The 24,087-nt window shown below is 63.8% G+C and carries 41 protein-coding genes; 39 read left to right on the top strand and 2 right to left on the bottom strand.

What is annotated here, in order from left to right; all coding sequences use genetic code 11:
- Positions 1-20 precede the first annotated feature (20 nt).
- From THPRO_RS02720 to THPRO_RS02655, 15 genes are read left to right on the top strand one after another with little or no spacing between them, the layout of a single operon-like run.
- Positions 21-758: an AAA family ATPase gene (locus THPRO_RS02720; RefSeq protein ID WP_038086492.1), complete on the top strand. Its 738-nt coding sequence runs from the start codon at positions 21-23 to the stop codon at positions 756-758.
- Positions 758-1,117: a hypothetical protein gene (locus THPRO_RS02715; protein ID WP_052063985.1), complete on the top strand. Its 360-nt coding sequence runs from the start codon at positions 758-760 to the stop codon at positions 1,115-1,117. Before THPRO_RS02720 ends, THPRO_RS02715 begins: the two co-directional genes overlap by 1 nt.
- Positions 1,110-1,430, top strand: coding sequence for a hypothetical protein (locus tag THPRO_RS02710; RefSeq protein ID WP_038086489.1), 321 nt, complete (start codon positions 1,110-1,112; stop codon positions 1,428-1,430). The genes THPRO_RS02715 and THPRO_RS02710 overlap by 8 nt, the downstream gene beginning before the upstream one ends.
- Positions 1,427-1,657, top strand: coding sequence for a hypothetical protein (locus tag THPRO_RS02705; RefSeq protein WP_038086486.1), 231 nt, complete (start codon positions 1,427-1,429; stop codon positions 1,655-1,657). The genes THPRO_RS02710 and THPRO_RS02705 overlap by 4 nt, the downstream gene beginning before the upstream one ends.
- Positions 1,654-1,998, top strand: a complete 345-nt coding sequence (locus tag THPRO_RS02700) for a hypothetical protein (protein ID WP_065089172.1) — start codon at positions 1,654-1,656, stop codon at positions 1,996-1,998. The genes THPRO_RS02705 and THPRO_RS02700 overlap by 4 nt, the downstream gene beginning before the upstream one ends.
- Positions 1,901-2,680, top strand: coding sequence for a hypothetical protein (locus tag THPRO_RS16590; protein ID WP_161489921.1), 780 nt, complete (start codon positions 1,901-1,903; stop codon positions 2,678-2,680). Before THPRO_RS02700 ends, THPRO_RS16590 begins: the two co-directional genes overlap by 98 nt.
- Positions 2,670-3,218 carry a host-nuclease inhibitor Gam family protein gene (locus tag THPRO_RS02690; RefSeq protein WP_038086476.1) on the top strand — a complete coding sequence of 183 codons (549 nt, stop codon included), beginning with the start codon at positions 2,670-2,672 and terminating at the stop codon, positions 3,216-3,218. Before THPRO_RS16590 ends, THPRO_RS02690 begins: the two co-directional genes overlap by 11 nt.
- Positions 3,218-3,484 (top strand): hypothetical protein, encoded by a 267-nt coding sequence (locus THPRO_RS02685; RefSeq protein ID WP_065089169.1) that lies wholly within the window; start codon positions 3,218-3,220, stop codon positions 3,482-3,484. Before THPRO_RS02690 ends, THPRO_RS02685 begins: the two co-directional genes overlap by 1 nt.
- Positions 3,484-3,741 carry a TraR/DksA C4-type zinc finger protein gene (locus tag THPRO_RS02680; RefSeq protein ID WP_038086469.1) on the top strand — a complete coding sequence of 86 codons (258 nt, stop codon included), beginning with the start codon at positions 3,484-3,486 and terminating at the stop codon, positions 3,739-3,741. Before THPRO_RS02685 ends, THPRO_RS02680 begins: the two co-directional genes overlap by 1 nt.
- A 1-nt stretch (position 3,742) precedes the next feature.
- Positions 3,743-3,955, top strand: a complete 213-nt coding sequence (locus THPRO_RS02675; protein WP_201786917.1) for a hypothetical protein — start codon at positions 3,743-3,745, stop codon at positions 3,953-3,955.
- Positions 3,955-4,527 (top strand): gp16 family protein, encoded by a 573-nt coding sequence (locus THPRO_RS02670; RefSeq protein ID WP_201786916.1) that lies wholly within the window; start codon positions 3,955-3,957, stop codon positions 4,525-4,527. Before THPRO_RS02675 ends, THPRO_RS02670 begins: the two co-directional genes overlap by 1 nt.
- A complete protein-coding gene (locus THPRO_RS02665; RefSeq protein WP_052063984.1) occupies positions 4,527-4,847 on the top strand; it encodes a DUF4406 domain-containing protein in 321 nt (106 codons plus the stop codon). Before THPRO_RS02670 ends, THPRO_RS02665 begins: the two co-directional genes overlap by 1 nt.
- Positions 4,847-5,095: a hypothetical protein gene (locus tag THPRO_RS16585; RefSeq protein ID WP_145930670.1), complete on the top strand. Its 249-nt coding sequence runs from the start codon at positions 4,847-4,849 to the stop codon at positions 5,093-5,095. Before THPRO_RS02665 ends, THPRO_RS16585 begins: the two co-directional genes overlap by 1 nt.
- The gene (locus tag THPRO_RS16930; protein ID WP_065089168.1) at positions 5,095-5,787 is read left to right on the top strand and encodes a hypothetical protein; all 693 of its coding nucleotides are present in this window, start codon (positions 5,095-5,097) and stop codon (positions 5,785-5,787) included. Before THPRO_RS16585 ends, THPRO_RS16930 begins: the two co-directional genes overlap by 1 nt.
- 2 nt (positions 5,788-5,789) lie before the next feature.
- Complete coding sequence (locus tag THPRO_RS02655) at positions 5,790-6,182, top strand: Mor transcription activator family protein (RefSeq protein ID WP_038086462.1); 393 nt, start codon at positions 5,790-5,792, stop codon at positions 6,180-6,182.
- 24 nt (positions 6,183-6,206) lie between these two features.
- On the opposite strand, the gene THPRO_RS16580 is transcribed toward THPRO_RS02655, so the two are convergent.
- Entirely contained in the window at positions 6,207-6,446 is a 240-nt protein-coding gene (locus THPRO_RS16580; RefSeq protein ID WP_145930669.1) for a hypothetical protein, read from the bottom strand.
- A 157-nt stretch (positions 6,447-6,603) separates the two neighbouring features.
- Between THPRO_RS16580 and THPRO_RS02650 the strand changes: the two genes are divergently transcribed.
- The 21 genes from THPRO_RS02650 to THPRO_RS16925 all read left to right on the top strand — a co-directional run bounded on the left by THPRO_RS02650 (position 6,604) and on the right by THPRO_RS16925 (position 20,021).
- Positions 6,604-7,173: a glycoside hydrolase family 108 protein gene (locus tag THPRO_RS02650; protein ID WP_052063981.1), complete on the top strand. Its 570-nt coding sequence runs from the start codon at positions 6,604-6,606 to the stop codon at positions 7,171-7,173.
- The gene (locus THPRO_RS02645; RefSeq protein ID WP_038086459.1) at positions 7,170-7,379 is read left to right on the top strand and encodes a hypothetical protein; all 210 of its coding nucleotides are present in this window, start codon (positions 7,170-7,172) and stop codon (positions 7,377-7,379) included. Before THPRO_RS02650 ends, THPRO_RS02645 begins: the two co-directional genes overlap by 4 nt.
- Complete coding sequence (locus tag THPRO_RS02640) at positions 7,376-7,933, top strand: hypothetical protein (RefSeq protein ID WP_145930668.1); 558 nt, start codon at positions 7,376-7,378, stop codon at positions 7,931-7,933. The genes THPRO_RS02645 and THPRO_RS02640 overlap by 4 nt, the downstream gene beginning before the upstream one ends.
- Positions 7,930-8,277 carry a DUF2730 family protein gene (locus tag THPRO_RS02635; RefSeq protein ID WP_038086457.1) on the top strand — a complete coding sequence of 116 codons (348 nt, stop codon included), beginning with the start codon at positions 7,930-7,932 and terminating at the stop codon, positions 8,275-8,277. The genes THPRO_RS02640 and THPRO_RS02635 overlap by 4 nt, the downstream gene beginning before the upstream one ends.
- On the top strand, positions 8,274-8,567 hold the full coding sequence (locus THPRO_RS02630; RefSeq protein ID WP_038086454.1) for a VpaChn25_0724 family phage protein: 294 nt from the start codon (positions 8,274-8,276) through the stop codon (positions 8,565-8,567). The genes THPRO_RS02635 and THPRO_RS02630 overlap by 4 nt, the downstream gene beginning before the upstream one ends.
- A complete protein-coding gene (locus THPRO_RS17210; RefSeq protein ID WP_236717234.1) occupies positions 8,564-8,734 on the top strand; it encodes a hypothetical protein in 171 nt (56 codons plus the stop codon). The genes THPRO_RS02630 and THPRO_RS17210 overlap by 4 nt, the downstream gene beginning before the upstream one ends.
- Position 8,735: 1 nt before the next feature.
- Positions 8,736-9,287, top strand: coding sequence for a DUF3486 family protein (locus THPRO_RS02625; protein ID WP_038086451.1), 552 nt, complete (start codon positions 8,736-8,738; stop codon positions 9,285-9,287).
- Positions 9,284-10,750, top strand: a complete 1,467-nt coding sequence (locus THPRO_RS02620; protein ID WP_065089167.1) for a phage terminase large subunit family protein — start codon at positions 9,284-9,286, stop codon at positions 10,748-10,750. Before THPRO_RS02625 ends, THPRO_RS02620 begins: the two co-directional genes overlap by 4 nt.
- Positions 10,743-12,212, top strand: coding sequence for a DUF935 domain-containing protein (locus THPRO_RS02615; RefSeq protein WP_038086448.1), 1,470 nt, complete (start codon positions 10,743-10,745; stop codon positions 12,210-12,212). The genes THPRO_RS02620 and THPRO_RS02615 overlap by 8 nt, the downstream gene beginning before the upstream one ends.
- On the top strand, positions 12,205-13,458 hold the full coding sequence (locus tag THPRO_RS02610) for a phage minor head protein (protein WP_065089166.1): 1,254 nt from the start codon (positions 12,205-12,207) through the stop codon (positions 13,456-13,458). The genes THPRO_RS02615 and THPRO_RS02610 overlap by 8 nt, the downstream gene beginning before the upstream one ends.
- A gap of 74 nt (positions 13,459-13,532) precedes the next feature.
- Positions 13,533-13,988 carry a phage virion morphogenesis protein gene (locus THPRO_RS02605; protein ID WP_065089165.1) on the top strand — a complete coding sequence of 152 codons (456 nt, stop codon included), beginning with the start codon at positions 13,533-13,535 and terminating at the stop codon, positions 13,986-13,988.
- A gap of 213 nt (positions 13,989-14,201) precedes the next feature.
- Entirely contained in the window at positions 14,202-15,563 is a 1,362-nt protein-coding gene (locus THPRO_RS17140; protein ID WP_038086445.1) for a hypothetical protein, read from the top strand.
- Between the two features lie 3 nt (positions 15,564-15,566).
- Entirely contained in the window at positions 15,567-15,986 is a 420-nt protein-coding gene (locus tag THPRO_RS02595) for a DUF2190 family protein (RefSeq protein WP_052063976.1), read from the top strand.
- Positions 15,987-16,044: 58 nt separating this feature from the next.
- On the top strand, positions 16,045-17,118 hold the full coding sequence (locus THPRO_RS02590) for a major capsid protein (protein ID WP_236717233.1): 1,074 nt from the start codon (positions 16,045-16,047) through the stop codon (positions 17,116-17,118).
- Positions 17,119-17,229: 111 nt separating this feature from the next.
- A complete protein-coding gene (locus THPRO_RS02585; RefSeq protein WP_038086442.1) occupies positions 17,230-17,475 on the top strand; it encodes a hypothetical protein in 246 nt (81 codons plus the stop codon).
- A gap of 11 nt (positions 17,476-17,486) precedes the next feature.
- Positions 17,487-17,903, top strand: a complete 417-nt coding sequence (locus tag THPRO_RS02580) for a gp436 family protein (protein ID WP_065089164.1) — start codon at positions 17,487-17,489, stop codon at positions 17,901-17,903.
- Complete coding sequence (locus THPRO_RS02575) at positions 17,903-18,355, top strand: phage tail terminator protein (RefSeq protein WP_038086439.1); 453 nt, start codon at positions 17,903-17,905, stop codon at positions 18,353-18,355. The genes THPRO_RS02580 and THPRO_RS02575 overlap by 1 nt, the downstream gene beginning before the upstream one ends.
- Positions 18,355-18,588 carry a DUF7210 family protein gene (locus THPRO_RS02570; protein WP_038086436.1) on the top strand — a complete coding sequence of 78 codons (234 nt, stop codon included), beginning with the start codon at positions 18,355-18,357 and terminating at the stop codon, positions 18,586-18,588. The genes THPRO_RS02575 and THPRO_RS02570 overlap by 1 nt, the downstream gene beginning before the upstream one ends.
- Positions 18,589-18,591: 3 nt before the next feature.
- Positions 18,592-19,353 (top strand): phage tail tube protein, encoded by a 762-nt coding sequence (locus THPRO_RS02565; RefSeq protein WP_052063974.1) that lies wholly within the window; start codon positions 18,592-18,594, stop codon positions 19,351-19,353.
- 9 nt (positions 19,354-19,362) lie between these two features.
- Positions 19,363-19,836: a DUF6631 family protein gene (locus tag THPRO_RS02560; protein ID WP_065089163.1), complete on the top strand. Its 474-nt coding sequence runs from the start codon at positions 19,363-19,365 to the stop codon at positions 19,834-19,836.
- Positions 19,837-19,871: 35 nt separating this feature from the next.
- Positions 19,872-20,021 (top strand): hypothetical protein, encoded by a 150-nt coding sequence (locus THPRO_RS16925; protein WP_161489920.1) that lies wholly within the window; start codon positions 19,872-19,874, stop codon positions 20,019-20,021.
- Here THPRO_RS16925 and THPRO_RS16185 read toward each other — a convergent pair.
- A complete protein-coding gene (locus THPRO_RS16185) occupies positions 20,018-20,326 on the bottom strand; it encodes a zinc-ribbon domain-containing protein (protein ID WP_082954382.1) in 309 nt (102 codons plus the stop codon). The two genes, THPRO_RS16925 and THPRO_RS16185, sit on opposite strands and share 4 nt — an antisense overlap.
- A 44-nt stretch (positions 20,327-20,370) precedes the next feature.
- On the opposite strand from THPRO_RS16185, the gene THPRO_RS02550 reads away from it, so the two are divergent.
- From THPRO_RS02550 to THPRO_RS02540, 3 genes are read left to right on the top strand one after another with little or no spacing between them, the layout of a single operon-like run.
- Positions 20,371-22,746, top strand: coding sequence for a tape measure protein (locus tag THPRO_RS02550; protein WP_082954381.1), 2,376 nt, complete (start codon positions 20,371-20,373; stop codon positions 22,744-22,746).
- Positions 22,743-23,582 carry a DUF2460 domain-containing protein gene (locus THPRO_RS02545; protein ID WP_065089162.1) on the top strand — a complete coding sequence of 280 codons (840 nt, stop codon included), beginning with the start codon at positions 22,743-22,745 and terminating at the stop codon, positions 23,580-23,582. Before THPRO_RS02550 ends, THPRO_RS02545 begins: the two co-directional genes overlap by 4 nt.
- Positions 23,579-24,013 carry a thermonuclease family protein gene (locus THPRO_RS02540; protein WP_052063970.1) on the top strand — a complete coding sequence of 145 codons (435 nt, stop codon included), beginning with the start codon at positions 23,579-23,581 and terminating at the stop codon, positions 24,011-24,013. Before THPRO_RS02545 ends, THPRO_RS02540 begins: the two co-directional genes overlap by 4 nt.
- The last annotated feature ends 74 nt before the right edge of the window (positions 24,014-24,087 follow it).

Genomic DNA, 24,087 nt, shown 5'->3' with positions numbered 1-24,087 from the left:
TGGAGATTGGAGGCAAAAGCATGAAACACCAGATCGTACCCGTCAAGAATATCAGCCGGCTCAGCAATGCCGCGAATGCGCTGCTGCAGCGCACACCGGGCATGCCGGGCATGGGTCTCGTCCATGCGCCGACCGGCTACGGCAAGACCACGGCCTGCACGTGGCTGGTCAACCAGGTCAACGGCGTTTATGTCCGCGCGCTCGCGCTGTGGTCGCCCAAGACCATGCTCGAAGCGATCGCCCGCGAACTCGATATCGAGCTGCATGGCATGACCCTCGCGGGGATGCTGGAACGCATCATCCAGCGCCTCGCCGAAACCAACCGGCCCGTCTTCATCGATGAGGCCGACTACGTGGTACAGAGCAAGCGCCTGACCGACTCGCTGCGCGATCTGCACGACATGAGCATGACCCCCGTGATTCTCATCGGCATGCACGGCATCGAGCGCCGCATCCGCAGCAACCCGCAGTTCACCGGACGCCTGTCGCAGTGGGTCGAGTTCGAGGGCCTGGACGTCGAGGACGCGATCCTGCTGCGCGACAGCCTGATCGAGGTCGAGGTCGAAGACGATCTGCTGCAGGTCATCTACCGCGCCGCCAGCACCCGCAACAGCGGCGCCGAGGCCAGACGCCTGGTCGTCGGCCTGTCGCAGGTCGAGGGCTACGCGCGTCAGCGCGGCATGGACCGGATCGGCGTGGCCGACTGGCCGAAGGGCCGCGACTTCTTCCTGGGCATGCCGGCCCTGGGAGGTGTCTGATGCGCCCACCAGGAGCACACACCCGCGTCTACAAGCGCAAGCCGCGCGCCCGCGACCGCATCTGGCAGTCCATGCGCATCCTGCGCTCGTTCACGATCCCGACGCTCATGGCCACGGCCGAGGCGAGCGAAACGAACGTCATGCGCTACGTGCGCGGGCTGCTCGCCGCGTCGTACCTGTACGTCGTCAAGCCGCGCGACAGCGGCCGACGCGGTGGCCATGCGGTTTATCGACTCATCCGCGACACCGGCCCGATCGCGCCACGCCTGCAGAGCAACGGCACCACCTACGACCCGAACAAGCACGAGGTCGTCACTGGAGGCGTCGATCAGCGCCCCAAGGAGGCGCGCGATGACTGACTGGATCGAAGTCCTGCGCGAAGCCTGCGCAGATCGCGGGCAGCGCGCCGTCAGCACCGAGATCGACTACTCGACGAGCGTTATCAGCCAGGTGCTCAACGGCCTCTACAAAGGTGATTTGACCCGCGTTCAAGCGGCCGTCGAAGGCGCTTTGATGGGCGCCACCGTCAGTTGCCCCGTCATCGGCGAAATGCCGCGCCAGCGCTGCATCGAATACCAGCGCTCGCCCTATGCGCCCACCAACCCCATGCGCGTGCAGCTCTTCCGCACTTGCCCGACCTGCGCGAACAACACCGAGGGGAAAAAGTCATGAATGCCTGCCAATCCGAATGGCGCGCCGCCCCAGAGCTGCGCCAGCTCATCGCTCACACGTGGCCGCGCGAGTACGCCAACGCCCAGCGCGGCGTCCCCTGCGTCATCCCGCTGTACGACGGTAGCAAGATCCGGCTGCGCGCCGGCGAACCCGTCATCGAGATTGACGCGCCCGACATCGTCGCCCCGCTGCTGCAGGACGACCGCACTCCACGAGGTGATGCATGAGCTATCCCGACGCCTACATCGAACGCTGGGGAAACGTGTTCGTCGCCAGCGGCTTGCACGAGGCCACCGGCCTCACCTTCGAAACCTTCCTGATCGACCCGGAATCGCACCTGGCCGCCCGCGAACGGCTGCATCTGATCGATCGGCAAACGCTCGGCTCGGCCGATTACGAACCGCTGCTGCCGCCGCAGCTGCGCGTGCGCGAACGTCTGGACGAGCTGACCGACGAGCTGGGCGGTCCCGATGCAGTACTTCGCAACGATCGCCTGGTCGAGCCGTGCCGCAGTCATGCCTGGCGCGGTCACCGCACGGCCGATCGCCATCACCGTGGAGGATCTTGAGATGGATGAACTAAAACAGGAATTGCTGCACTGCCTTGAAGGAAATCCAGGCGCTACGCGCCAGGCCTTTTTCGGTCTGTCCGAGCTATTCATTGATGAAGCGCAATGCACAAAGGCGCTTAGAGAGCTGTCTGAAAATGGCCTGATTAGGCGCGACGAGGACGGCGCCTACGAGCGTGTCGAGTCCCAGCCTGAAGCAACTGGTTCATCTGCAGATGAACCAGTTGTTCGTGCCAGCGAAGGATCTACTGCACCGCCGCCATCATTTACCGACCAGGCGCTCACGATCATGGATGAGCCTCGCACCAACGACGACCTGGTGCGCATGCTCGGGCTGACCAGCAAGCAAGCGACGAATGTGATCACCCGTCTGCGCGCTGCCGGCAAGGTGGTCTCTTGCGGATGGAAAGGCCGCAAGCAGCTCTATGCCCTCAACGACGGCAAGACACATGAGGCCGCGCCGCGCAGCCCATCACCGTCCCCAACCATCACGGCGAGCAAAAACCCCTCGGCTGCGGATATCGCCTTCGCCGAGCGCCTGCGTGCCCAGGAGCGCGAATCCCGCGCCCTGCTGCGCCAGTACGTCGAGCAGCTCGACGACGTGACCCTGAGCGCCCTGATCGCAGCCACCGACGCAGCGATCGATGCGCGCGAGTCCTGGGAGAAAACCCATGCAGACTGACCAACAACCCAACGACATGCAGCAGCTGGAGCTGCTGGCCGAAGACGTGCGCAACGCTCGCAACGCGCTCGGTGAAGTGGTCACCGATCTGGAATCTCGGATCTCCGAGATCCGGCGCACCTTCCTTGCCCCGATGCGCGAGCGTGTGTGTGCCCTCAACGATGCCCAGGACGCGCTGCGCGCGGCCGTCAAACAGTCATCCGCCGACCTCTGGAAGCGCCGCCGCACGCGTACCGCGCATGGCATTCGGTTCGGCTGGATGAAGGGCAAAGGCAAGATCACCTGGACCGATGAGGCCAAGGTCATCGAGCGCATCAAGCAGGAGTTCTGCGATCAGGCCGACACCTACGTGCGCAGCAAGGAAAGCGTCGTCAAGGACGCCATCCAGCAGCTCGACGCCAAGCGACTCAAGAAGCTCGGCATCACCGTCACGGACGGCTCCGAAGAGGTGGTCATCAAGGATACCGCCGGCGAGCTGGACAAGCTGATCGACATGCTCATGGGCGACGCCATGGCCGATGAACAGGAGGGCGCGTGATGGACTGGCAGCAACTCATACACAGGATCGAAACCGGCGATGCCACATCGCACGATGCCAGGCAGGTCGAGCGGCTCCTTGAGCAAAACAGAGCGCTTTCCAGGCTGGCGAAACAGGCCGCTGGCGTCATCGAAACGAATGCCGAGGATTTTCGGGTCGTGTTCTGCGACGGCGACGTGTGGGACAGCACAAAGGCACAGACCGAGTACTCGAACGACATCGCACTCGTCGGTGCGTTGCGCGCCAACGCAGAGGAGATCCGCTGATGCGAGAAATGCAACGAGAAACCGACTGGCTCGACGCCGCCAGGCAGGTCACTGAGGTCGAAACCGAACACCGCATCGCCGAGCGCGAACGTCCGCCGGAGCCCTTGAGCGCCGACGTGGCCCTGTCGAGCGACGACCTCAGATGCCCGGCATGCGGCGAGCCGATCCCCGAGGCCCGCGTGCGTGCCGGCTACACGATCTGCGTCGTCTGCCAGGATGCACGCGAGCGCAACTCCTGGTTGCACCGAGGAGGCTGACATGGCCATGCACGCAGCTCGTATCGAAAACAGCCCGCGCCTGCAGCGTGTGGCTCAGGTGCTGGCCGATGGCCAGGAACACAGCACACTGGAGATCGTGGCGCGCGCCCAGGTGATGGCCGTGAGCGCGACGATCGCCGAGCTGCGTGCCAACGGCCGCAACATCGTCTGCCGTCAGGACAAGCGTGTCTGGTATTACCGGGAGGTACAGTGATGGCTGAAACAGCCGCCGGCCTCCGCGAGCAGGCCCATAACCTTCGCGCCAGCGCTCAGCGCGCAGACAGCCTGGACGCCTACGACAAAGACATGCGCCAGGCGGATGACCTGGACGAGCAAGCGCGCCGACTGGAAGCCGCAGCGACCAAGTCGAAACCCAAAGCCAAGCGAGTCGACCGGCGTCGCAACGCCCAGCTCGCCAAGATCCACATCGCCCGGCAGCAGCTCGGCATGGACGAGGAAACCTACCGCGCGATGCTCCAGCGCATCGCAGGCGTCACCAGCGCGAAGGCGCTGACGCCCACCGGGATCGGTCGCGTGCTCGAGCATCTGCGATCGATAGGGTTCAAGGACAAGAACGCACGGCGTCCTAACCCACATATCTCACGCGAGGCGCAGATCGGCAAGATCGAGGCGCTGCTGGCCGATGCCGGGCGCCCGTGGGGTTATGCGGATGCCATCGCCAAGCGCGTGTGCCAAATCGATGCCGTCGCGTTCTGTAACGGCGATCAGCTGCAAAAAATCATCGCCGCGCTGGCCATCGACCAGCGTCGCAGGAAGGCGCGCTGATGAAAATCTACATCGCCGGCCCTATGACGGGCCTACCGGACAACAACTATCCCGCGTTCCATCGCATGGCTGATGAGTTGCGTGCCCATGGCTATCACGTCGAAAACCCGGCCGAGAATGCCAGCAATCCACCGCCTTGCGGCACCTGGACCGGCTGGATGCGCCTGGCGATCGCCCAGCTGATTCGTTGCGATCACATCCTCATGCTCAACGGTTGGCAGAATTCCCGCGGCGCACTGATCGAGCATCGCCTGGCGTGTGATCTAGGGCTGACCGTGCTTACTGAAACCAACATCGATCGGGATATGGAGGTGACGTGATGGATCTTTCTGACAAATATCTGCGATTCCAATGCGGCGATTGTGGAGCGCTGTATGAGGTTGAAGATGAAGCCAGAGAATGCTGCGCGCCAGAGATCCACGAATGTTGGTTATGCCCGGTTTGCTCTAAAGACCATTACGACATGGATGACGCGATTGGCTGCTGCAGTTTTGATCCGGAGAAGGAGCTGGTAGCCACGCCTCTTGAACTGGAGCTTCATGCCGGTCAAATGAGGTTTGTCGATTGATGATCATCATCTGCCCGCACTGCCAGACGCCGACGCCGCTGGAAGCGCACACGGAGGACGGTGCCGCTCGCGAGCTGTTCGCCTTGATGGGCCAGACTTCGATCTCGCCGGCGCTGGTGGCCTATCTCGGACTGTTCAAGCCACGACGCCAGGCGTTGCGCTGGTCGCGTGCGCTGCAGCTCGCCCACGAGGCCATGGCGCTGACCGCGGACGTGCCGCGTCTAGGCGCAGCCATGATCGAAACCGTCGAGTCATTGCGCGCGCGGCGCCAGGCCGAAAATTGGAAGCCGCTCGCCAATCATCGCTACCTGATCAGCGTGCTCGAAAACGTGCGCCACGCGCCGGCTGCAGTGGCGCCTCAAAGCCCCGACAAACCACGTTCGAAGGCCGCGCAAGCGGCTGATGCATTGAGCCGGATCGCACCGCCTGAAGGCGTCCCGACATGGCTGGCGCGCGCGATCCTGGACGGCCTTTCGGTGCTCTGGACGAGCGGCCTGGAAGGTACGCCGGCGCTTGACCTGGTCGAAGTCACCGCGCAGCGCTGGATCGAGTACCTGGCGCCCAAGCGTGAATGGAACCCGGAGTCCCGCTATACCGGAGCCGCGCGGATTCGGTCGGCCTTTTCAGAGATCGCCCAGGGCGGAAAATTCCCGCAGCCGCGGGATGTGCTGGGCATCATCCCGAGAGGATGACCATGGACGCTCGCCTCCAGGAACTGCCGAAGTCAGTGCAGGAACTCGTCGAGCTGATCGGCATCGACGCGGCGCTGGCCATCGTGCAGGAGCGCGGCGGCATCCGACTCTGCGTGCCGCGCAACGCGCGCGAGGATCACTGGCTCGTACCGCTGATCGGTTTGGACGCGCTGCGGGCGCTCGTGGCGCACTACGATGGCGAAGAGATCGACGTGCCCCGCTGCGCTAGCGCCATACGTGCAGCTCGCGAGCGCCAGATCGCCGCCGAGCTGGAACATGATTCCGTCGCGCGCGTGGCCAGGCGTCATGCCTACACCGAGCGCGGCATCCGCAAGCTGCGCCGGCGCCTTGAGGCGCGCGGCGATATCGAGGATGCGCAGGGGGATTTATTCTGAATTTTTGAGAGGTGCAGTGCAGGATCATTCTCTCTCGAGAGCGTCTGCTATTTCCCTCGATGCTTCTTGAATGGCGACAATGAATGCTGCATTGTTGTAGTCGCTTGAACATGCCCGCATAAATGCCGCAATCAGTTCTGGGTGTTTACTTGCATAACCTGATTCAAATTGCTCATCTATGCACCGTATCGCTGCCCGAAAATACGTATCTGCTGTCATGGAAGCTTGATTCAACAAGGTGTCATAGCTTGCGGTGATTGCCACAGTGTTTCCTCCTTTAGCGTGCTACGTAATCACATTTTCAGAATAGCTGAACTTGCATGTATTGTGGTGCCTAGGTAGCCTGTTATCGCTCTAGACCCAAGGACGCCGGAACCGGTTCCGCCTCCTTTACCCCGTGGTCGCGCCCTAGCATGGCGCCATGGATTCCGTCGCCGCCTCCAGTCCCGTCGCCTCCGATCCGTGGGTGCAAACCCTCATCGGCAACATCCTCACGCGCGAGGGTGATACGTACACCGATCGCGTCAGCGATCTGGGCGGCCCGACCAAGTACGGCATCACCCAGGCCACGCTGGCGAAGTATCGCGGCCAGCCCGTCACGCCGGCCGACGTCGAGGCGCTGACGCGCGACGAAGCGTTCGCGATCTACCTCAAGGCCTACATCGACGATCCCGAGTTCGAGCACATCGATAGCGACGATCTGCGGGATCTGCTGGTCGATTCGGGGGTTCAGCATGGTCCGGGCCGCGCAGTGCAGTGGGTGCAGCGCAGCGTCGGCGTGAAGGTCGACGGCATCCTCGGGCCGATCAGCCTCAATGCCATCAATACCGCCAACGCCCGCGCGCTATACGTGCGCACTCTCTCGCAGCGCGTGCGCTTCTATGGCGCCATCATCACCAACACGCCCGACCAGGCCGCGAACGCATCCGGCTGGATGAACCGCATCGCGCCCTTCATCGACCGCGAACCCTTCCTGACGGGGGCGGCATGAAATGGCGCCGCATCGACGACTACGCCATCGAATCGGATGCGGGGTACACCGTCTGCCGCGTGTTCATACATGCCCGCTGGCACTACGAGGCGTGGATTCCGAAAGCGATGGACGGCTGGGATCGGGTGATCCACCGCGAGCCCGATGACGACGCTACCGAAGCCAAGGCCGCATGCGAGCGGCATTACGAGGAGATGCAATCGTGAGCGACTGGTTCAGTCAACTACTCGGTGAGGTTAAGGACGTAGCGCCCACGCTAGTCGGCGCAGCCGGGACTGCCCTTTCCGGTGGCAATGTCGCTGTCGGGGGAGTGCTGGCATCGTTGGTGCGCAAGCTCACCGGCACGGGTGCCGACGGCAACATCCAGGATGCGGCCAAGGCCATCCTGGAGGATAGCGACAAACTCAACCAGTTCAGGCTGCAGGCGCGCCAACTGGAGCTGGACGAACTGAAGCTGAGAACGGCCGATGTCCAGGATGCCCGCAAGACGCTGACCGTCAGCAATGGCGCGATCATCGTTTCGATCATCGTCCTCGTGGCTTACGGCGTTTCGTGCTGGTTCGTGATGTTCCACGCGGTGCCGGTGGGATCGCAGAATCTCGCCTATCTGCTGCTCGGTAACCTCGGCACCGGCTTCGGCATGGTCCTGACCTTCTGGCTCGGTTCCAGCCTCGGCAGCAAGAACAAGGACGCGATCATGGGGCAGTACATCGCCGCGGCCAGGGCCGACCAGACCGCGCGAGCGAAGGGGGCGGCGTGAGCGGTTGGGAGCAGCATCTGACGACGTTCAAAAACATCACGGACATCGTCCAGACCATCGGCATCATCATCATCGGGATCTACACTTTCTCGCTCCGCCATGGCATCGCCAACAAGAAATCGATCGAAGATCTGGAGATTGAACTGGCGACGGCCAAGAGCCGCGTGGTGGCGCTGGAGAACCGCCTCGACTCTGCGCCGACGCATCAAGACCTGGGCAATCTGCACGACCGCATCAACGATCTCTCCGGTGCCGTCCGCGAACTGGTCGGGGTAATGAGCGGCGTGCAGCGCAGCCTTGACCGAGTCGAGGACAAGCTGATGAACGAGGGAGGTAAACGATGAGTCGCTACGCCGATCTGGTCGCCGAGGATCGACGCCTGGTGTTGTTGCAGGCGCTGACCGAGTCGCCGGACTATGCCCTGCGCGAGACCGTCTTGCTGCGCCTCCTGGAAGGTGAACGTCTGGCGATCGGCCAGGACGGCCTGCGCGAAGAACTGCGTTGGCTGGCAGACTGCGGCGCGCTGACCATCGAATACCACGACGGCATCCAGGCCGCGCGCATCACTGCCCGCGGTGCCGATATCGCCGCCGGCCGCACGCGCGTCGAAGGCATCGCGAGGCCGCGTCCTTGAACGGTTACGGAGTCGCGGCCAAAGCACTCGCCATACTTGCCGGCGATGGGATTGCGTGGCTGCTGACGTTGACGGGGATGCGGCCCCTTCTTGCATGCGCTCTCGCGGCCGTGCTGATCGTCGGCAGCTTCAACCTCGGCAACTGGCTATGCGATCGGGCGGAATGACATGCCACGTCGCAACGCTCTCGAATCCCTCTCCCCGCAAACCCGCGCCGCCATTGACCGTGAGCTGATCGCGGCAGGCTTCGGCGGTTATGCCGAGCTGGCCGAACGCCTGGCGGAAGAACACGGCATCGAGACCAACAAGAGCAGCCTGCATCGGTACGGCTCGAAGCTGCAGCGCCGTCTTGCCGCCATCAAGGCCAGCACGGAGGCGGCGCGCGCGATCGCAGAGGCCGCGCCGGACGATGCCGATCACCGCTCGGCAGCCGTCATCAGCCTGGTGCAATCGGATCTGTTCGAGGCGCTGCTGTCGCTGCAGGAAGCTGACGGCGAGGACGTCGACCCGGCCGAGCGCGTCAAGCTGCTGAGCCGCGCGGCGCGTGCGATCGCACAGACCGGCCGCGCCTCCGTCAGCCAGAAGAAGTGGGAGGCCGAAGTCCGCACCAAGGCTGCCGAGGAGGCGGCGAGCAAGGCATCCAAGGTGGCCAAGAATGCCGGCGTTTCCGAGGAGACGATCAAGCTCATCCGCGAGCAGATCATGGGGATCGCAGGATGAAAGCCCGCGGCCGCGCCAAGATCCGGCCCGAGAATCCGGGCGGCATTTTCCTCCCCTACCAGGCGAAATGGGCGGCCGATCAGAGCCGCCTCAAACTGTCCGAGAAATCGCGCCAGATCGGCTTCTCGTGGGCGACTGCGTATGCGGCCGTCGAACGCACCGCGGCCAAGGGCGCACGCTTCGATCAGTGGGTGAGCAGCCGCGACGATCTCCAGGCGCGCCTGTTCATCGAAGACTGCAAGATGTGGGCTGGCGCGATGGAGCTGGCTGCGCAGGATCTCGGCGAGGTTGTGATCGACCCGGAGAAGCGCCTGTCGGCTTTCGTGCTGCAGTTCTCCAACGGCAGGCGCATCCACTCCATGTCGAGCAACCCGGACGCCCAGGCCGGCAAGCGCGGTGGGCGCATCCTCGACGAGTTCGCGCTGCACCCCGATCCGCGCAAGCTATGGGCGATCGCTTACCCCGGTATCACGTGGGGGGGCAACATGGAGTTGATCTCCACGCACCGAGGGAGCGCGAACTTCTTCAACCAGCTCGTGCGCGAGGCACGCGAGAACGGCAACCCCAAGAACATCAGCCTGCACCGCGTCACGCTGCAGGATGCGCTCGACCAGGGCTTCCTGTGGAAACTGCAGCAGATGCTGCCGGAAGACGACGAACGCCAGGCGATGGACGAGGCCGAGTACTTCGACTTCGTGCGCAGCGGCGCGGCCGACGAGGAGTCGTTCCAGCAGGAGTACATGTGCAGCCCCGCCGACGACAATGCCGCGTTCCTCGAATACGACCTGATCGCCAGCGTCGAGTATCAGATCGACTGGCCTTGGAGCGAGATCGAAGACGGCTACCTGTTCTGCGGTGTCGATATCGGCCGTAAAAAGGATTTAACCGTCCTTTGGGTGCTCGAAAAATTGGGCGACGTGCTCTATACGCGCCACGTCGAGGCCATGGAGAAAATGCGCAAGAGCGCGCAGGAGGCAATCCTCTATCCCTGGTTCGAACGCGCCAACCGAGTGTGCATCGATCAGACGGGCCTCGGCATCGGCTGGGTCGACGATGCGCAGGACAAGTTCGGCGAGCACAAGATCGAGGGGGTCAGTTTCACAGTGGCGACGAAGGAAGCCCTCGCCTATCCCGTGCGCAGCGCCATGGAAGATCGGACGGTGCGCATCCCCTACGACCCGCAGATCCGCGCGGATCTGCGCCAGGTCACCAAGCAGACCACCACAGCCGGCAATGTGCGCTTCACCGCCGAACGCACGGCCGATGGCCATGCCGACCGCTTCTGGGCGCTCGCACTGGCGCTGCATGCCGGCAGCGGGCCGGTCAGCGAGATCGCGTTCAAATCCACAGGGCCGCGCCGTTCGGTTGCGCAAACCGACTACATGGGCTCCCGCTCGTTGAGCACGGCGACGGGCTTCGGCGCTGTACGCGGCGGCAACGACTTCCGAGGCTACGATGGCTGACACCAAGGTCAAACCGGATTTTGATCAGATCGCGACAACGCTCGATGGTCGCGATATCACCCGCGGTTATGTCTGGCCGCAGATCCTGCTCATGCCGCAGGATCTGGTGCTCACCATCCGCGGCGGAAACGATCTCAGGGCTTACGAGGATCTGCTGCGCGACGACCAGGTCGCCGCGACGTTCCAGCAGCGGCGCCTGGCGGTCACCTCGGCCGAGTGGACCGTCGACGCCGGCGGCAAACGCGCGATCGACAAGGCCGCGGCCGACTTCATCAAGCAGCAGCTCAATGGCATCGAGTGGGATCGCATCACCGAGAAGATGCTGTATGGCACGTTCTACGGCTACTCGGTCGGCGAATGCCTGTACGCCCGTGACGGCGCGCAGGTCGTGCTGGACGACATCCGTGTGCGCAAGAGCCGCCGCTTCCGTTTCGACGGCGAGCTGCGCATGCGCATGCTGACCTATGACAACCTCATGGGCGAGCTGCTGCCCGATCGCAAGTTCTGGATCTATCAAAGCGGCGCCGACAACGACGACGAACCCTACGGCCTCGGCCTGGGTCACTACGTCTACTGGCCCGTCCTGTTCAAGCGCAACGGGATGCGGTTCTGGCTCATCTTCCTCGAGAAGTTCGGGATGCCCACCGGGGTCGGCAAATATCCGAGCGGCACGACGGCAGAGGATCAGAACAATCTGCTCGCGGCCGTGCAGGCAATCCAGACCGACAGCGGCGTGATCATCCCGGCGAGCATGCAGCTGGAATTGCTGGAGGCGGCGCGCTCCGGTACCGGCGACTACGACAAGCTGCACTCGCGCATGAACGAGGCAATCTCCAAGGCGATCGTCGGCCAGACGATGACGGCCGATCACGGCAGCTCGCGCAGCCAGGCGCAGATCCACATGGTCGTGCGGCAGGATCTGGTGAAGTCCGATGCCGATACGCTGTGTGCCTCGTTCAACAACCAGGTGGTGCGCTGGCTGTGCGACTGGAACTTCCCCGGCGCGGCCTATCCGCGCGTGTATCGCCGGATCGAGGAGCCCGTCGATCTCGGCGCCATGGCGGCGACCGACAAGGATCTCGCGTCGATCGGTTTCCGGCGCAAGCTCGAGGACGTGCAGGAAACCTTCGGCGGACAGTTCGACGACCTCGGGATGCCGGCTCAAGGGCAACCCGGCGCCTCGATCCCATCGACGGCCTTTGCCGAGGGCGCAGATCCGCGCGATCCGGTCGACCTCTCGACCGCGACGCTGGCTCAGTTCGCGCAACCCGAGATCGGCCGCTGGATGGCCAAGATCGAAGCCATGATCAGCCAGGCCGAAAGTCTCGAGCAGCTCGAGGACATGCTGGTCAATTCATTCGCCGAGCTGCCGTCCAACAAGCTGGGCTATCTCATGGGCCGCGCGATGGCTGCGGCCGAGGCCGCGGGTCGCTTCGACGTCCAGCAAACGGCAAATGACTGACCCGCAGCCTTCCGCGATCGGCGGCATTCTCGGTCAGCCGTTTCCGCAGCAGCTCGCCTTCTTTCGCCAGAAGCTCGCCAACCTGGTGCCGACGGCCGCGTGGGATGACATGCTCAAGTCCGCGCACGATCGCGGATTCATGGTCGCCGGCGCCGCGAAGGCCGATCTGCTCAGCGACCTCGCCGCGGCCGTGGAGCGGGCGATCGGCGAAGGCCAGAGTCTCGAAGCGTTCCGCAAGGATTTTCGCGCCATCGTCGAGCGCAACGGCTGGCACGGCTGGACGGGCGAAGGCTCGGCGGCCGGCGAAGCCTGGCGTACCCGGATCATCTACAAAACGAATGCGGCCACGAGTTATGCCGCCGGCCGCTTCGCCCAGCTCAAGGCGTTCCCGCTTTGGGTCTATCGACACACACACGGCGAGCGATATCCGCGGCCACAGCATGAGGCTTGGGATGGCCTGACCCTGCGCCAGGAGGATGCATTCTGGAACGCGCACTATCCTCCCAACGGGTGGGGCTGCAGGTGCTACGTGGTGGGTGCGCGATCAGAGCGTGGCGCGGAACGACTCGGCGGAGATTCGTCCAAACCGCTGCCCGATGGCTGGGATCGCACGGATGCCAAAACCGGCGAACCGCCCGGCATCGACAAAGGCTGGGGTTATGCCCCCGGCGCCAGCGTCAGCGATACGGTCGAGGCGATGGCGGCCAAAACCACGCAGTGGCCCTACACCATCGCCAAGGCTTACATGCAGTCGATGCCGGCCGATGTGCGCGACAGCCTGGCGCGCAGCTATCGCTCGCTGCCCTCGGTGGCCGACGACACCAGGCGTTATGCTCAAGCGGTCGTCGAAGACCGTTCGACGGCGCCTTATCGCACGCTGGGACTGGTCACATCGAAAGATGCTCACGAGATCCAAACGCTCACGGGCAAAAACGTTTCGGGCTTTGACTTCGCGCTGGACCCCTCGGCGATCCGGCATGTGCAGGACAAGCACGGCAATCCCGAAAACGAAGCCGCGCGTGGTCAGCGTCCCGTCACGACAGACGACTATGCCCAGCTGCCTGCCCTGCTGAATGCCCAGGGCATCCTGACCGATGCGGGATTCTCACGAACGACGAAGCTCCCGCTCGTTAAATGGCAGGCGGATATTGACGGGGAACAATGGAGCGCGGTATTTGAGATCCGCAAGGGGCGCCGGATGCTGGCGCTCCAGACGCTCCACATCAGGAATGAGAGGCAGCCGTGACCTTATCCCTACGTCCGAAACGCTCCGTGGTATGAGCACAGCGGTATGTGCCACGGCCTTGATGAGATCATAGCATGACGGTAACGATACGGATCGAGGATCAGGAAGTGCTCGCCGCGCTCCAGGCGTTGATGGATGCCGGCACTCACCTGGAGCCGGCATTCCGGGACATCGGCGAATACATGGTCGATTCCACCAAGCGGCGCTTCGGCGAGGGGATCTCGCCGGATGGCGACCCTTGGGCGCCCAACAGCCCTGTCACGCTTTCGCGCAAGAGCGACCCGCGCCCGCTGCACGGCGAGTCGGGACGCCTGGAGAACGAGATCTACCCGCACGTCTTCGCGGATGGTGTCGAAATCGGTTCCCCACTGATCTATGCGGCCGTTCAGCAGTTCGGCGCGGCCAAGCATGCGTTCGGGGTCTCGCCCTGGGGCGACATCCCGGCAAGGCCGTTCCTCGGCCTGTCCGATTCGGATCGCATGAACGTGCTCGATATCCTCCAGGAACACCTGACGGCTGCGACGCGCTGAGAGCCGTTCTAAGCCGTTTAGTCCCGTGGGGCGCTCCCACCGCACCTCCAAAAAAGAGTTAAACGGTTTGGCGAGGATTTAAACGCCTTCCTGCGCGCGCGGGTGTGCTTGCGTGACCGTATGGGCGTCGGTATCGTGTAATCAGCTCTCAGAGCGTCCCGCCGGAACCCGTTCCCCCGTCATCAGCCATCGCCCCATTCGTAGAGTGGCGGCATGGACATGACCCATCCGCTCAATATCTTCCGCGTCGGCCGGCACACGGCCATGTCCGGCGCCACCCTCAACTTCACCGAGGCTGACCTGGCCGCCACGGCCCAGGCTTACGACCCGGCCATCCACGAGGCACCGATCGTGGTCGGGCATCCTGCCCACGATGATCCTGCCTATGGCTGGGTCAGTCGCGTCGAAGCGATCGGCGACACCCTTCAAGCCCAACCCCACCAGGTCGAAGAGCAGTTCGCCGAACTCGTCAGCGCCGGCCGCTATAAGAAAATCTCCGCCAGCTTCTACACCCCCGATTCCCCGGCCAACCCTGTGCCGGGCGTTTATTACCTGCGCCATGTCGGGTTCCTCGGCGCGCAGCCGCCGGCGGTCAAGGGTCTCAAGCAGGCCGAGTTCGCCGATGGCGAGGATGGCGTCGTCCAGGTCGAAGTGGAGTTCGCCGAAAGCGACGCCGAGGAAGCCCTGTTCGGGCGCTTCGTGCGCTGGCTGCGTGAACGCATCCCGGCCGACGATGCGACCGCATTCGCCGAGGCATTGTCGACCGCGCCCTGGAAAGCCGCGGCATCCGATTACGCCAGCGCCGAGGCTTACTGCAGCGCATGCCTGGTCGACGAAAACAAGCCCGGCCAGCCGAAAACCAAAAGCCAGTGCCACCTGCCCATCAAGGAGCCGGGCGGCAAGGTCAATCGCCATGCGCTGTATGCCGCGCAAGGCGCGCTTGTCGGCGCACGGGGCGGCGTCGATCTTCCCGCCGACGTCAAGCGCGCGGCGGCCAAGAAGCTCGTCGAGCTGTTGAAGGCCCACAAACTCCCCCCTGCGGCGTCGCTCATGCGGCTTGCCGATTTTTCCGAGAACGGAGCCACCGAGACCATGACCCCAGAAGAGATCGCGGCCAAAGAGGCCGAGCAGCAAGCCAGGGAGGCGCAGTTCGCCGAGCGCGAAGCCGCCCTGGTAGATCGCGAGCGCAAGGCGCGCCGCTCCTACATCACCGAATTCGTCGAGCAGCTCGTCAAGGAGGGCAAGGTGCTACCGCGTGACCAGGCCGGTCTGGTCGAGTTCATGGACAGCATCGGCGCGGATGTCGTCGTCGAGTTCGCCGAGGGCGCCACGACCGTCAAGAAGCCAGCCACCGAGTGGCTCAACAGCTTCCTGTCGAATCTGCCGCCGGCGATCGACTACGGCGAGCGCGGCAATCAGCAGTCGCGCGAACGCGTGACCGCGACGGTTCAGACGCCGCCCGGCTATGGCGTCCGCCAGGAACGCGCCGAATTGCACGCCCAGGCTTTGGCCTACTCGGAAAAGCACAGCGTGTCCTATATCCAGGCCGTCGAGGCCATCGAGCGAGGTCAGTAAGCCATGGGACGTCAATCACTTGTCAATCTGTCGCTGACCCTCAAGGCGACCACGGCGATCACGCAACATCGCGGCGTCGGCTTCGACGGCGCGCAGGCCAGCGCGCAGGGCCAGAAGGTGCTCGGCGTCGCCCACTTCGATGCGGTCATCGGCGATGAGGTCACCGTCGACGTCGACGACACCGTCCTGGTCGAAGCCGGCGCCGCGATCGCCATCGGCGACGCGCTGATCATGGATGCGCAGGGTCGCGCCATTCCCAGTACCGGCGAGATCGGCGTGGCGGCGGGCGCCACGGCTGTGACCAGTTCCGCTGCGAATGGCGCCATCCTGACCGGCGGCATCATGCCCGAATACGTCTTCGCGGACGCGCTCGAGGCGGCCACCGCTGCCGGCCAGATCATCGAGGTCATCACGCGCCGATAACCGGCGCCCGATCCCAATCCGTCAGCACGACAGCACTCAAATCCGAGGATATATCGCCATGCTCAGCAAGCTCACCCAACACCAGAAGGCATTCCTGCTGCTCTTTGCCTTCCTCGTATTCGCCGAGATCTGCGGTTTCCTCGGCTATCCCCTCCTGCACCCGCACGATCTGATCGGCATGGGCGCGATCGGCATCGGTATCGGCAATCTCAGCCCAAGCCAGGCGCGCATCATCGACCCGATCGTCACGGAGGTCGTGCAGGGTTATCAGTATCCGCAGCTCGTCGGCAGCGCTTTGTTTCCGGAGGTGCCCGTCTCGACGCGCGGCGGTCAGATCGTGTCGTTCGATAAGACGGCCTTCATGAAGTTCAATCTGCGCCGCGCGCCGGGCGCCGGCACCAAGCGCATCGAGTTCGGGTATGCGGGTCTGCCGTATGCACTGCTAGAAGACAGCGTCGAAGGGAAGGTACCGTTCGAGATCATGCAGGACGCCGAGCGCGTGCCGGGCATCAATCTGGCCGCGCAGTATCTCAAGACCACCATGCAGGTCGTGAAGAAGAGCCTCGAATCCGACCAGGCCGCGCTGGCGCTGAATGCGGCGCTCTACCCGGCCAACAATACCGTGGTGCTGAGTGGTACAAGCAAGTGGTCCAATGCCGCCGGCACGCCCACCGCGGACATTCTCGACTACCGCGAAGCGATCCGTACCGCCATCGGAATGTACCCGAACACGTTGCTGCTGTCGGCTTCTGCCTTCAAAGCGGCTCGCGAGAATCCCAACGTGGTAGCGCGCTTCCAGTACACCTCGCATGACTCGATCACGGCAGAAATGCTGGCCAACCTTTGGGAGGTGGACAAGATCGTCATCGGTACGGACGTGTACTACGACGAAACCACGGGAGCCATGGTCGACGTGTGGGGCAACAACGCGGTCCTTGCCTACGTGCCGCCTGCACCTTCCAGCCAGCAGGAACCGTCCTTCGGCTACACGTACCGCATGGTCGGCGCGCCGTATGCCGAGGAACCCTACCAGGACCGCAACGCCAAGAGCTGGATCTATCCGGTCACGTATGAGCGCGCGCCGGTGGTCACCAGCATCGACTCGGCGTTCCTGATCCAGACGCCCGCATAACCCCCTGCGACGAGGATGGCCATCGCGAGCGTCGGGAACTCGGATGGAGGCAGCGATTGAGCCGGCTCTCCCGACCTTGAGCCGGCTCGCGTCAACCACACGGAGAAGACAATGCCCACCGAAGAGACCACACAGCAGACACCGGCCGCCGCGACCGAGACCGATGCGCCCAAAACGCCGGCGCCGAACGATATCGCGACCGTGACCGTCCTCACCAAGTCGCCCGTCAAACACAGCGGCACGCTGTACAAGATCGGCGGGAAGATCGAGGACGAATTCCAGCACTTCGAAGCCATGATCGAGAGCGGCCTGTTGCGCCTCGAGGGCTTCGTCGCGGGCAAGCCGGCCAAGAAATAAGGACGTAGCCTGTGACCTACACCACCGAACAGGACATGATCGATCGCTTCGGCAACGATGAGCTGCTGCAGCTCACCGACCGGAACAACACCGGAGCGATCGACACGACCGTGCTGGACGATGCGATTGCCGACGCCGGCAACGAGATCGACAGCTACCTCGGTGGTCGTTACACGCTCCCCCTCTCGACGGTGCCTCCCGTTCTCAACCGCGTGTGTGCCGATATCGCCCGATATCGGCTCTACACGTTCGAGGCGCCGACTGAGGTGGCCAATCGCTACAAGGCGAACACGCAATGGCTGACCCAGGTCGCCAATGGCGTGATCCAGCTCGGCGTCGACGCCGTCGGTGCGCAGCCGGCCGACGCCGTCACGCCTCCGAATCCTCCGGCGCGGGTGTTCACCTATGACACGCTCAAGGACTACTGATGTCCTTCGCCGCCACTTACCTCGATGCCGAGACGCAGATCGTGGCGCTCCTGCAAGCGGCCAAGATCGCCAATGTCCGCACTATTTTGACGGCCGGGGATCTCGCCACGGTACAGGAGAACCAGCAGATCACGCCGGCATTGCATGTGATCTACAACGGCGAGTCGGTACCGTCTGCGTCCGATATGCGGGGCACCTACGGATCTCCGCAGGTCGTTTACCAGCAGTGGCTCGTCGTGATCGCCGTGCGCAACGTCAAGAAGATCCGCGAGGGCGAAGGTGCACGCGAGGACGCCGGCCCGATCATGAACGCCGTCATCAAGGCGCTCCAGGGCGTTCAGCTCTCGGCCGATTTCCCGCGGCATCTGCGCCGCGCTACACCTCCGAAGCCCAAGTACACGACCGGCTTCGCCTATTTCCCGCTCGCATTCACGCTTGAGGTAGACACCTGATGCCCCCTGATCAGCCGAAACAGAAACAGTTCGACGTGACCATCGCCATCGAGAACCACAAACACGCCGGCGTCTTGGTACCCAAGGGCGCCACGATCCAGGCCACGCTGCCCGAGGCGCGCTGGCTCGAGGCGCAGGGGATCGGCAAGCCCGCGCAGCCGCTGCCGGCCGATCAGAAACCCGCCGCGCCGACGCCGGCGCCGACCACTCAGACCGGCAAGCAGGAGGGTTAATCCATGCTCACCGAACAGTACTTCCGCGGCCAGGGGCCGATTCTGGTTGCCGGCCTGGATGCCAATGGCAATCCGCTGGAATTCGAGGAAACGGGCGATGCCAGCGGCTGCCTGTTCTCGCCGTCGGCATCGGTCGTCAGCAAGCAGGAGCACAAGTCGGGCCTGTCGCGCGAGGACAACCGTTTTTACCACGGCCTCAAGGTCGATCTGGAGCTGGACTACGAGTCGTGGCTGCCCGATGACATCGCCCGATATCTGTGGGGCGTCTCCACCGCCAAGGTCGCGGGCAGCGTCTCGTCCGAGACGATCAACGGCACCCTCAAGCAGAACGCGATCTATCGCCTGGACAATCCGAATGTCAGCGCCCTGGTGATCACGGACTCGGCCGGCACGCCGAAGACACTCGTGGCCGGCACCGACTATACCGAGAACGACGTACACGGGTCGTTCCAGTTGCTTGCCGACCCCACGACGCTCACCGCTCCCCTCAAGGCTTCCTACAGCTACGGCGTGTCGACTGACGTCGGGATGATGATGAGCGTTCCGGCCGAGGTCTGGGTGCGTCTCGAGGCGGTGAATTCGGCCGCGGGCGGCAAGCCGCAGCTGATCGAGTTCTACCGCTGCGTCTTCGAGCCGGCCAGCAACATGGGCGCGATCTCGGATACTTATATGGCGCCCAAGCTCAAGGGTGGCGCGCTGTTCGCTTCCGCGCGCCCGGTCGACCCGATCCTCGGCCAGTACGGTCGCGTCACGGCCATCGGTTAAGGGGGCTGAATGACCGACAAGACTCAGGAGACCCAGGCGTCGGACAACGAGGCCGAGATCTTGTTCCCCGATCGGCAGATCGAGATCGGGGGCGAGATCGTCACGGTGCGCGAGTTCGGTTTCAAGGAAGGCATGCGGCTGGCACCCATTGCTCAGCCCATCATCGACAGCATGGGTGCGGAGGTAGAGAAGGAAGCAGGCCCATCCATGCAGGCGCTGAACGACGCGCTGTACGCGCATCCCGATCAGATGGTGCAGCTCATGGCGGCCGCCTGCGATCGCCCGGTCGAGTGGATCGACGCGCTGTCGGACAGTGACGGTCTGGATCTGCTTTGGCTGTTCTGGGGCGTCAACGCGCGTTTTTTCACGCGCCGCCTGGTGCTGCGCCAGGCGTTCAGGAAAGCCGAACAGCAGACGGCCGGCGCCGGGTCTACGCCAGGCGACCGAAAGGCCCCAGCCTCGGAGACATCTACGACGCCCTGATCGCTCGCGGTCATCGGCGCTCGGATGTCGATGCAATGACCCGGCGCCAGATGCAGCTGTTCTACCGCAAGGCGCTCAAGGCGAAACAGCGCGATCGCGCCGACAGGGCCGAAGAAGTCGCTGCCGCGTTTGCTGGCGGAGATGGGTTCACGAAGTGGGTCGATAAATTGCGCAATACCGATTAACGGTGATGCCACCAGATTCGGAAGCGGACCACGGCATACCACAGGAAGCCGATCATGATCATGATGCCGCCCAATCCGATGCCTCCTGAACTTGATCCACCACCACTGGAGGCCGCGATCGCAAACACCACGCCAACAAGCAGCAGCAAGATCGACAGCAGCTGCTGTGCCTTCAATCCTTTGCCCGTTTGTTCGATGACGCGGGCAGATGTTGCCGCGGCTGCCAACGGCGTACCGCATGAAGGGCACGATGCCGCTTTGTCAGATACCTGGTGCCCGCATTCCGGGCAACTGATGATGGCCATTCCCACTCCCCTCGGTCTGAACAAACCCCATCGGAGCCTAGCACATGTCCACTGACATGAATTTGCTGATCCGAATCCGCGCCGATATCCAGCAGGCCGTCGGCCAGCTTGAGAAAATCACCGGCGAGGTCAAACGCACAGGTGAATCTGGCGTCACGGCCAGCGCCGGCATGAAGCAGCTCAACAAATCCACCGAGCAGGCCGCGCACGGGGCGTCCATGGCGGCGCGTGCGTTTCGGGATCTGCGCGATTCGTTCCTGCTCTATTACGCAGGCGATCTCATCACTCGATTCACGGGCGGCCTGGTCGAGGCTAACGTCGCGGCGCAGCGCATCCATTACACCTTTGAGAATGTCACGGGATCAGCTGCTGGGGCTAGCCAAGAGATGGCGTTCGTCGGCGAGACCAGCAAACGGCTCGGGCTTGCTCTCCAGTTGACCGCGCAGTCTTACGCGCGCCTGGCGGTCAGCGCCTACAGCGCCGGTCTGACGCAGGAACAATTTCACCAGGGTTTCATCGGCCTGGCAGATACCTTCACCGTGCTCCACACGCCGGCCGAGGACGTGTCCGGATTGCTCATCCAGCTCGAACAGGGCATGAGTCTCGGCAGGCTGCAGATGCAGGACTTCCGTGCGATCGCGCAGCACCTGCCCGGTACGTTCGAGCTGGTCAGCGAAGCCGTTCAGCGCATGGGTGGAAATCTGAACGACATGCTTCAGCATGGCGGAGTTCCGGCCAAGCAATTCTTCGAAGAATTCACCGCACTGCTGCGCGAAAAATACGGCCCGGAAGCCGTTAGCGCATCGCATTCATTGAATGCCGAACTCAACCGTCTGCATACCACCATCTTCGAGCTGGAGACACAGCCGTCCGGCTTCGTCGAGTCCCTTACGCAATCGATCCAAACGCTGAATCATGAGCTGAATGACCCTGCCATCCAGCAAGGCCTGAATAATCTGATTGGTGGATTTGGGCGCTTCATTGACTACATGGTGAAGGCGCTTGCTCTGGTCGGGCGTTTCAGCTCTGACCTCGGTGTTTTGGTTGCCAAGATGAAGGGTTTCGACGCCTCCTACCCGCATCAATTGCGCGTACGAATCTCCCGGCTCAAAACCGAGATTCAACGTCTGCAGGACACCATCAACGCGCCGGCATGGAAAAAATCGGCCATGGCGGCAATGTTCGGGCAACAGATGCCCGAATGGCGTAAGAACTCCGACCAGCTAAAGGCCAAGCTGGCGTCCCTGCAAAAGCAGCTCGCGCAGGCACAGCGCGAACTTCACGACTACTCAAAGCCAACCGGCCCTGCTTCGTCCGGCAATTCGCCGCTGCACCAGGCAGGTAAGGATGCAGTCGGTACCGCGCAGCAGCTAGATCAGCTCAACCAATTCGTCAGCAAGAGCATTCTCGACAGCATCACATCGATGCAGACACCCGAGCAGCTCAAGTCGATCAACGCCATCATCGACTCACTGCGAATGCAGTCGGCAACCTATGGCCAGACGTCGCGCGAGGTGATGCTCTACAAATTGCGCACCGAAGGGGCGACATCGGCACAGATCGCCGAGGCCCGCGTGCTGCTTGATCAGATCGATAAGCTCAAAGCCGTCGCCGACGCGGCAAAAAAGAAGGCCGAGGCAGAGAAACAAGCCGAGGCGCAGGCCAAGCGCCATGCCAAGCAACTCGCCGACGATGCACAACGCGTCAAGGACATGCTCGATCCGACGCTGAAATATCAGCGCGAGCTGCACCAGATCACGCTCGAATATCAGGCCGGGGATCTCAGCGCCGCGCAATATCAGATGGCCGTCGACAAGGTCACCAAGCAGCTCAAGGCTGCATCCGACGCTGCCAAGAAGACCAGCTCATCGCTGAACCAGTTTTTCGTGGGCGCGGCGCGCGGCATCCAGTCCGACCTGGCCAACTTTCTGACCAACCCCTTCAAACAGGGTTTAAAGGGGCTTGAGCAAGCCTTCGCGCAGACCTTGCAGCGCATGGCCGCGCAGGCGGCGGCGGCGCAGATCGCCAGCAAGCTGTTCGGCGCCAATTTCGGCAGCGGCGGCGGCCTCGGCGGCTGGGTGGGCACGCTGGGCTCATGGGCGGCTAAATATTTTCACGAGGGCGGCGTCGTCGGCACCGGCGGCCGCAGCGCGGCCGTCCCTGCGATGGCGTTCGCGGCCGCGCCGAGATTCCACAACGGCGGCTTCCCCGGCCTCGCGGCCGATGAGGTGCCGGCCATCCTGCAGCGCGGCGAGATGGTGCTCAGCCGCAAGCACCTCGCGCAGGGCGCGGCCAGCCAGCCGGTCGTCGTCAACATGACCGTGCACTCGCCGGACGTGGCCAGCTTTAAACGCTCACACGGGCAGATCGCCGCGGACCTCGGCGCCGCGCTGACCCACGGTCTGAGGCGGAATTCGTGAGCGGCGCGCCCTTCGCGGAGATCCTGCTCGACCTCGGCTACGACTATGCCACGGTCGGCGGCCCGCAGTACGACACCATCATCACGGCGACCGCCTCGGGCCGCGAATACCGCACGCGGCGCTGGAGCGCGAGCCGCGGCAAGTGGCAGATCGGGCAGCGCCGCATCAACCGCGCCGAGATCGGCTATCTGCTCGCGTTTTTCCGCGCCCGCAGCGGGCAATACGAGGGTTTCCGCTTCCTCGACTGGCAAGACTACAGCGCCGCCGGCGAAGCGCTCACGCTGACCGGCGCGCCCACTGCGCAGCTCGTCAAGACCTACCAGGACAGCGCCGGCAGTTACCAGCGCACCATCTCCAAGCCTAATGCCGGCGCGACGCTGACCCGCGCCGGCAGCGCCTATGCCTACAGCGCGCTGGACACCACCACCGGCATCCTCACCTTCAGTGCCGATCATCATGAGATCGCCGCGTCGGCCACGCCCGGTGCGACGACCGTCGTCAACGTCGCCTCGGCTGCGGTCTATACCGTCAATAATCTGGTCTGGATCAGCAACCTGACCGGCTATGCCGCCCAGGCCGTCAAGATCACCGCGCGCGACACCACGGCCAACGCCATTACCCTCGCGCTCGACACCAGCGCGAGCGGCTCGCTCAACGCGCCCACGCTCGACCTCTACCCGCAGCCGGGCGAGGCCATACTCTGGAGCGGCAGCTTTCACGTGCCCGCGCGTTTCGACACCGATCAATTCAGCGCGACCTTCGCGGTCGCGGACCCGGATACCGGCGATGCCCTGTTCGACCTCGCGTCGCTCACTGTCGTGGAGATCAGATTGTGACCGTGATCCTGCAAATCATCCTGATGCTATCCGTCATGTTGGCCGGCCCCGCCGCCGCCGCGCAGGCCTACGGCCCCTATCGCGCGACACCCGTCCGGGTGATCGATGGCGACACGGTCGTGATGGATATCGACATCTGGCCGGATGTCACCTACCGCCTTGCCGTGCGCATTTACGGCGTGGACACCGCCGAGCTGCACAGCCGCAACACCTGCGAGCGCGCGCTGGCCATCAAGGGCCGGGCGTTCACAGCGGCGTGGCTCGCGCGCGGCGGCGGCATCACGCTCGATCGCGTGCAGCTCGGCAAATATGCCGGCCGCGTCGTCGCCGAGGTCAAGCGCGGCGGCGACAGCCTCGCAGCCGACCTGATCGCCGCGGGCCTTGGCCATCCCTATTTCGGCGGCCGGCGCGCGGGATGGTGTCTCCCATGATCCGCCTGCGCAAGACCGCCATCCGCATCCTGCTGCTGCTCGTCGCCTTCTGCGCGGCGCCCATCGCGCTCGCC

The organism is Acidihalobacter prosperus, from assembly GCF_000754095.2.
In the GTDB taxonomy this organism is placed as follows: domain Bacteria; phylum Pseudomonadota; class Gammaproteobacteria; order DSM-5130; family Acidihalobacteraceae; genus Acidihalobacter; species Acidihalobacter prosperus.
This window is presented reverse-complemented; position numbering and strand designations above follow the sequence as displayed.

Bases quoted from the DNA above. Each gene is read 5' to 3' on its own strand.
- THPRO_RS02720 (WP_038086492.1), top strand. From the start codon at position 21: ATGAAACACCAGATCGTACCCGTCAAGAATATCAGCCGGCTCAGCAAT.
- THPRO_RS02715 (WP_052063985.1), top strand. From the start codon at position 758: ATGCGCCCACCAGGAGCACACACCCGCGTCTACAAGCGCAAGCCGCGC.
- THPRO_RS02710 (WP_038086489.1), top strand. From the start codon at position 1,110: ATGACTGACTGGATCGAAGTCCTGCGCGAAGCCTGCGCAGATCGCGGG.
- THPRO_RS02705 (WP_038086486.1), top strand. From the start codon at position 1,427: ATGAATGCCTGCCAATCCGAATGGCGCGCCGCCCCAGAGCTGCGCCAG.
- THPRO_RS02700 (WP_065089172.1), top strand. From the start codon at position 1,654: ATGAGCTATCCCGACGCCTACATCGAACGCTGGGGAAACGTGTTCGTC.
- THPRO_RS16590 (WP_161489921.1), top strand. From the start codon at position 1,901: ATGCAGTACTTCGCAACGATCGCCTGGTCGAGCCGTGCCGCAGTCATG.
- THPRO_RS02690 (WP_038086476.1), top strand. From the start codon at position 2,670: ATGCAGACTGACCAACAACCCAACGACATGCAGCAGCTGGAGCTGCTG.
- THPRO_RS02685 (WP_065089169.1), top strand. From the start codon at position 3,218: ATGGACTGGCAGCAACTCATACACAGGATCGAAACCGGCGATGCCACA.
- THPRO_RS02680 (WP_038086469.1), top strand. From the start codon at position 3,484: ATGCGAGAAATGCAACGAGAAACCGACTGGCTCGACGCCGCCAGGCAG.
- THPRO_RS02675 (WP_201786917.1), top strand. From the start codon at position 3,743: ATGGCCATGCACGCAGCTCGTATCGAAAACAGCCCGCGCCTGCAGCGT.
- THPRO_RS02670 (WP_201786916.1), top strand. From the start codon at position 3,955: ATGGCTGAAACAGCCGCCGGCCTCCGCGAGCAGGCCCATAACCTTCGC.
- THPRO_RS02665 (WP_052063984.1), top strand. From the start codon at position 4,527: ATGAAAATCTACATCGCCGGCCCTATGACGGGCCTACCGGACAACAAC.
- THPRO_RS16585 (WP_145930670.1), top strand. From the start codon at position 4,847: ATGGATCTTTCTGACAAATATCTGCGATTCCAATGCGGCGATTGTGGA.
- THPRO_RS16930 (WP_065089168.1), top strand. From the start codon at position 5,095: ATGATCATCATCTGCCCGCACTGCCAGACGCCGACGCCGCTGGAAGCG.
- THPRO_RS02655 (WP_038086462.1), top strand. From the start codon at position 5,790: ATGGACGCTCGCCTCCAGGAACTGCCGAAGTCAGTGCAGGAACTCGTC.
- THPRO_RS02650 (WP_052063981.1), top strand. From the start codon at position 6,604: ATGGATTCCGTCGCCGCCTCCAGTCCCGTCGCCTCCGATCCGTGGGTG.
- THPRO_RS02645 (WP_038086459.1), top strand. From the start codon at position 7,170: ATGAAATGGCGCCGCATCGACGACTACGCCATCGAATCGGATGCGGGG.
- THPRO_RS02630 (WP_038086454.1), top strand. From the start codon at position 8,274: ATGAGTCGCTACGCCGATCTGGTCGCCGAGGATCGACGCCTGGTGTTG.
- THPRO_RS02625 (WP_038086451.1), top strand. From the start codon at position 8,736: ATGCCACGTCGCAACGCTCTCGAATCCCTCTCCCCGCAAACCCGCGCC.
- THPRO_RS02620 (WP_065089167.1), top strand. From the start codon at position 9,284: ATGAAAGCCCGCGGCCGCGCCAAGATCCGGCCCGAGAATCCGGGCGGC.
- THPRO_RS02615 (WP_038086448.1), top strand. From the start codon at position 10,743: ATGGCTGACACCAAGGTCAAACCGGATTTTGATCAGATCGCGACAACG.
- THPRO_RS02610 (WP_065089166.1), top strand. From the start codon at position 12,205: ATGACTGACCCGCAGCCTTCCGCGATCGGCGGCATTCTCGGTCAGCCG.
- THPRO_RS02605 (WP_065089165.1), top strand. From the start codon at position 13,533: ATGACGGTAACGATACGGATCGAGGATCAGGAAGTGCTCGCCGCGCTC.
- THPRO_RS17140 (WP_038086445.1), top strand. From the start codon at position 14,202: ATGGACATGACCCATCCGCTCAATATCTTCCGCGTCGGCCGGCACACG.
- THPRO_RS02595 (WP_052063976.1), top strand. From the start codon at position 15,567: ATGGGACGTCAATCACTTGTCAATCTGTCGCTGACCCTCAAGGCGACC.
- THPRO_RS02590 (WP_236717233.1), top strand. From the start codon at position 16,045: ATGCTCAGCAAGCTCACCCAACACCAGAAGGCATTCCTGCTGCTCTTT.
- THPRO_RS02585 (WP_038086442.1), top strand. From the start codon at position 17,230: ATGCCCACCGAAGAGACCACACAGCAGACACCGGCCGCCGCGACCGAG.
- THPRO_RS02575 (WP_038086439.1), top strand. From the start codon at position 17,903: ATGTCCTTCGCCGCCACTTACCTCGATGCCGAGACGCAGATCGTGGCG.
- THPRO_RS02570 (WP_038086436.1), top strand. From the start codon at position 18,355: ATGCCCCCTGATCAGCCGAAACAGAAACAGTTCGACGTGACCATCGCC.
- THPRO_RS02565 (WP_052063974.1), top strand. From the start codon at position 18,592: ATGCTCACCGAACAGTACTTCCGCGGCCAGGGGCCGATTCTGGTTGCC.
- THPRO_RS02560 (WP_065089163.1), top strand. From the start codon at position 19,363: ATGACCGACAAGACTCAGGAGACCCAGGCGTCGGACAACGAGGCCGAG.
- THPRO_RS16925 (WP_161489920.1), top strand. From the start codon at position 19,872: ATGACCCGGCGCCAGATGCAGCTGTTCTACCGCAAGGCGCTCAAGGCG.
- THPRO_RS16185 (WP_082954382.1), bottom strand. From the start codon at position 20,326: ATGGCCATCATCAGTTGCCCGGAATGCGGGCACCAGGTATCTGACAAA.
- THPRO_RS02550 (WP_082954381.1), top strand. From the start codon at position 20,371: ATGTCCACTGACATGAATTTGCTGATCCGAATCCGCGCCGATATCCAG.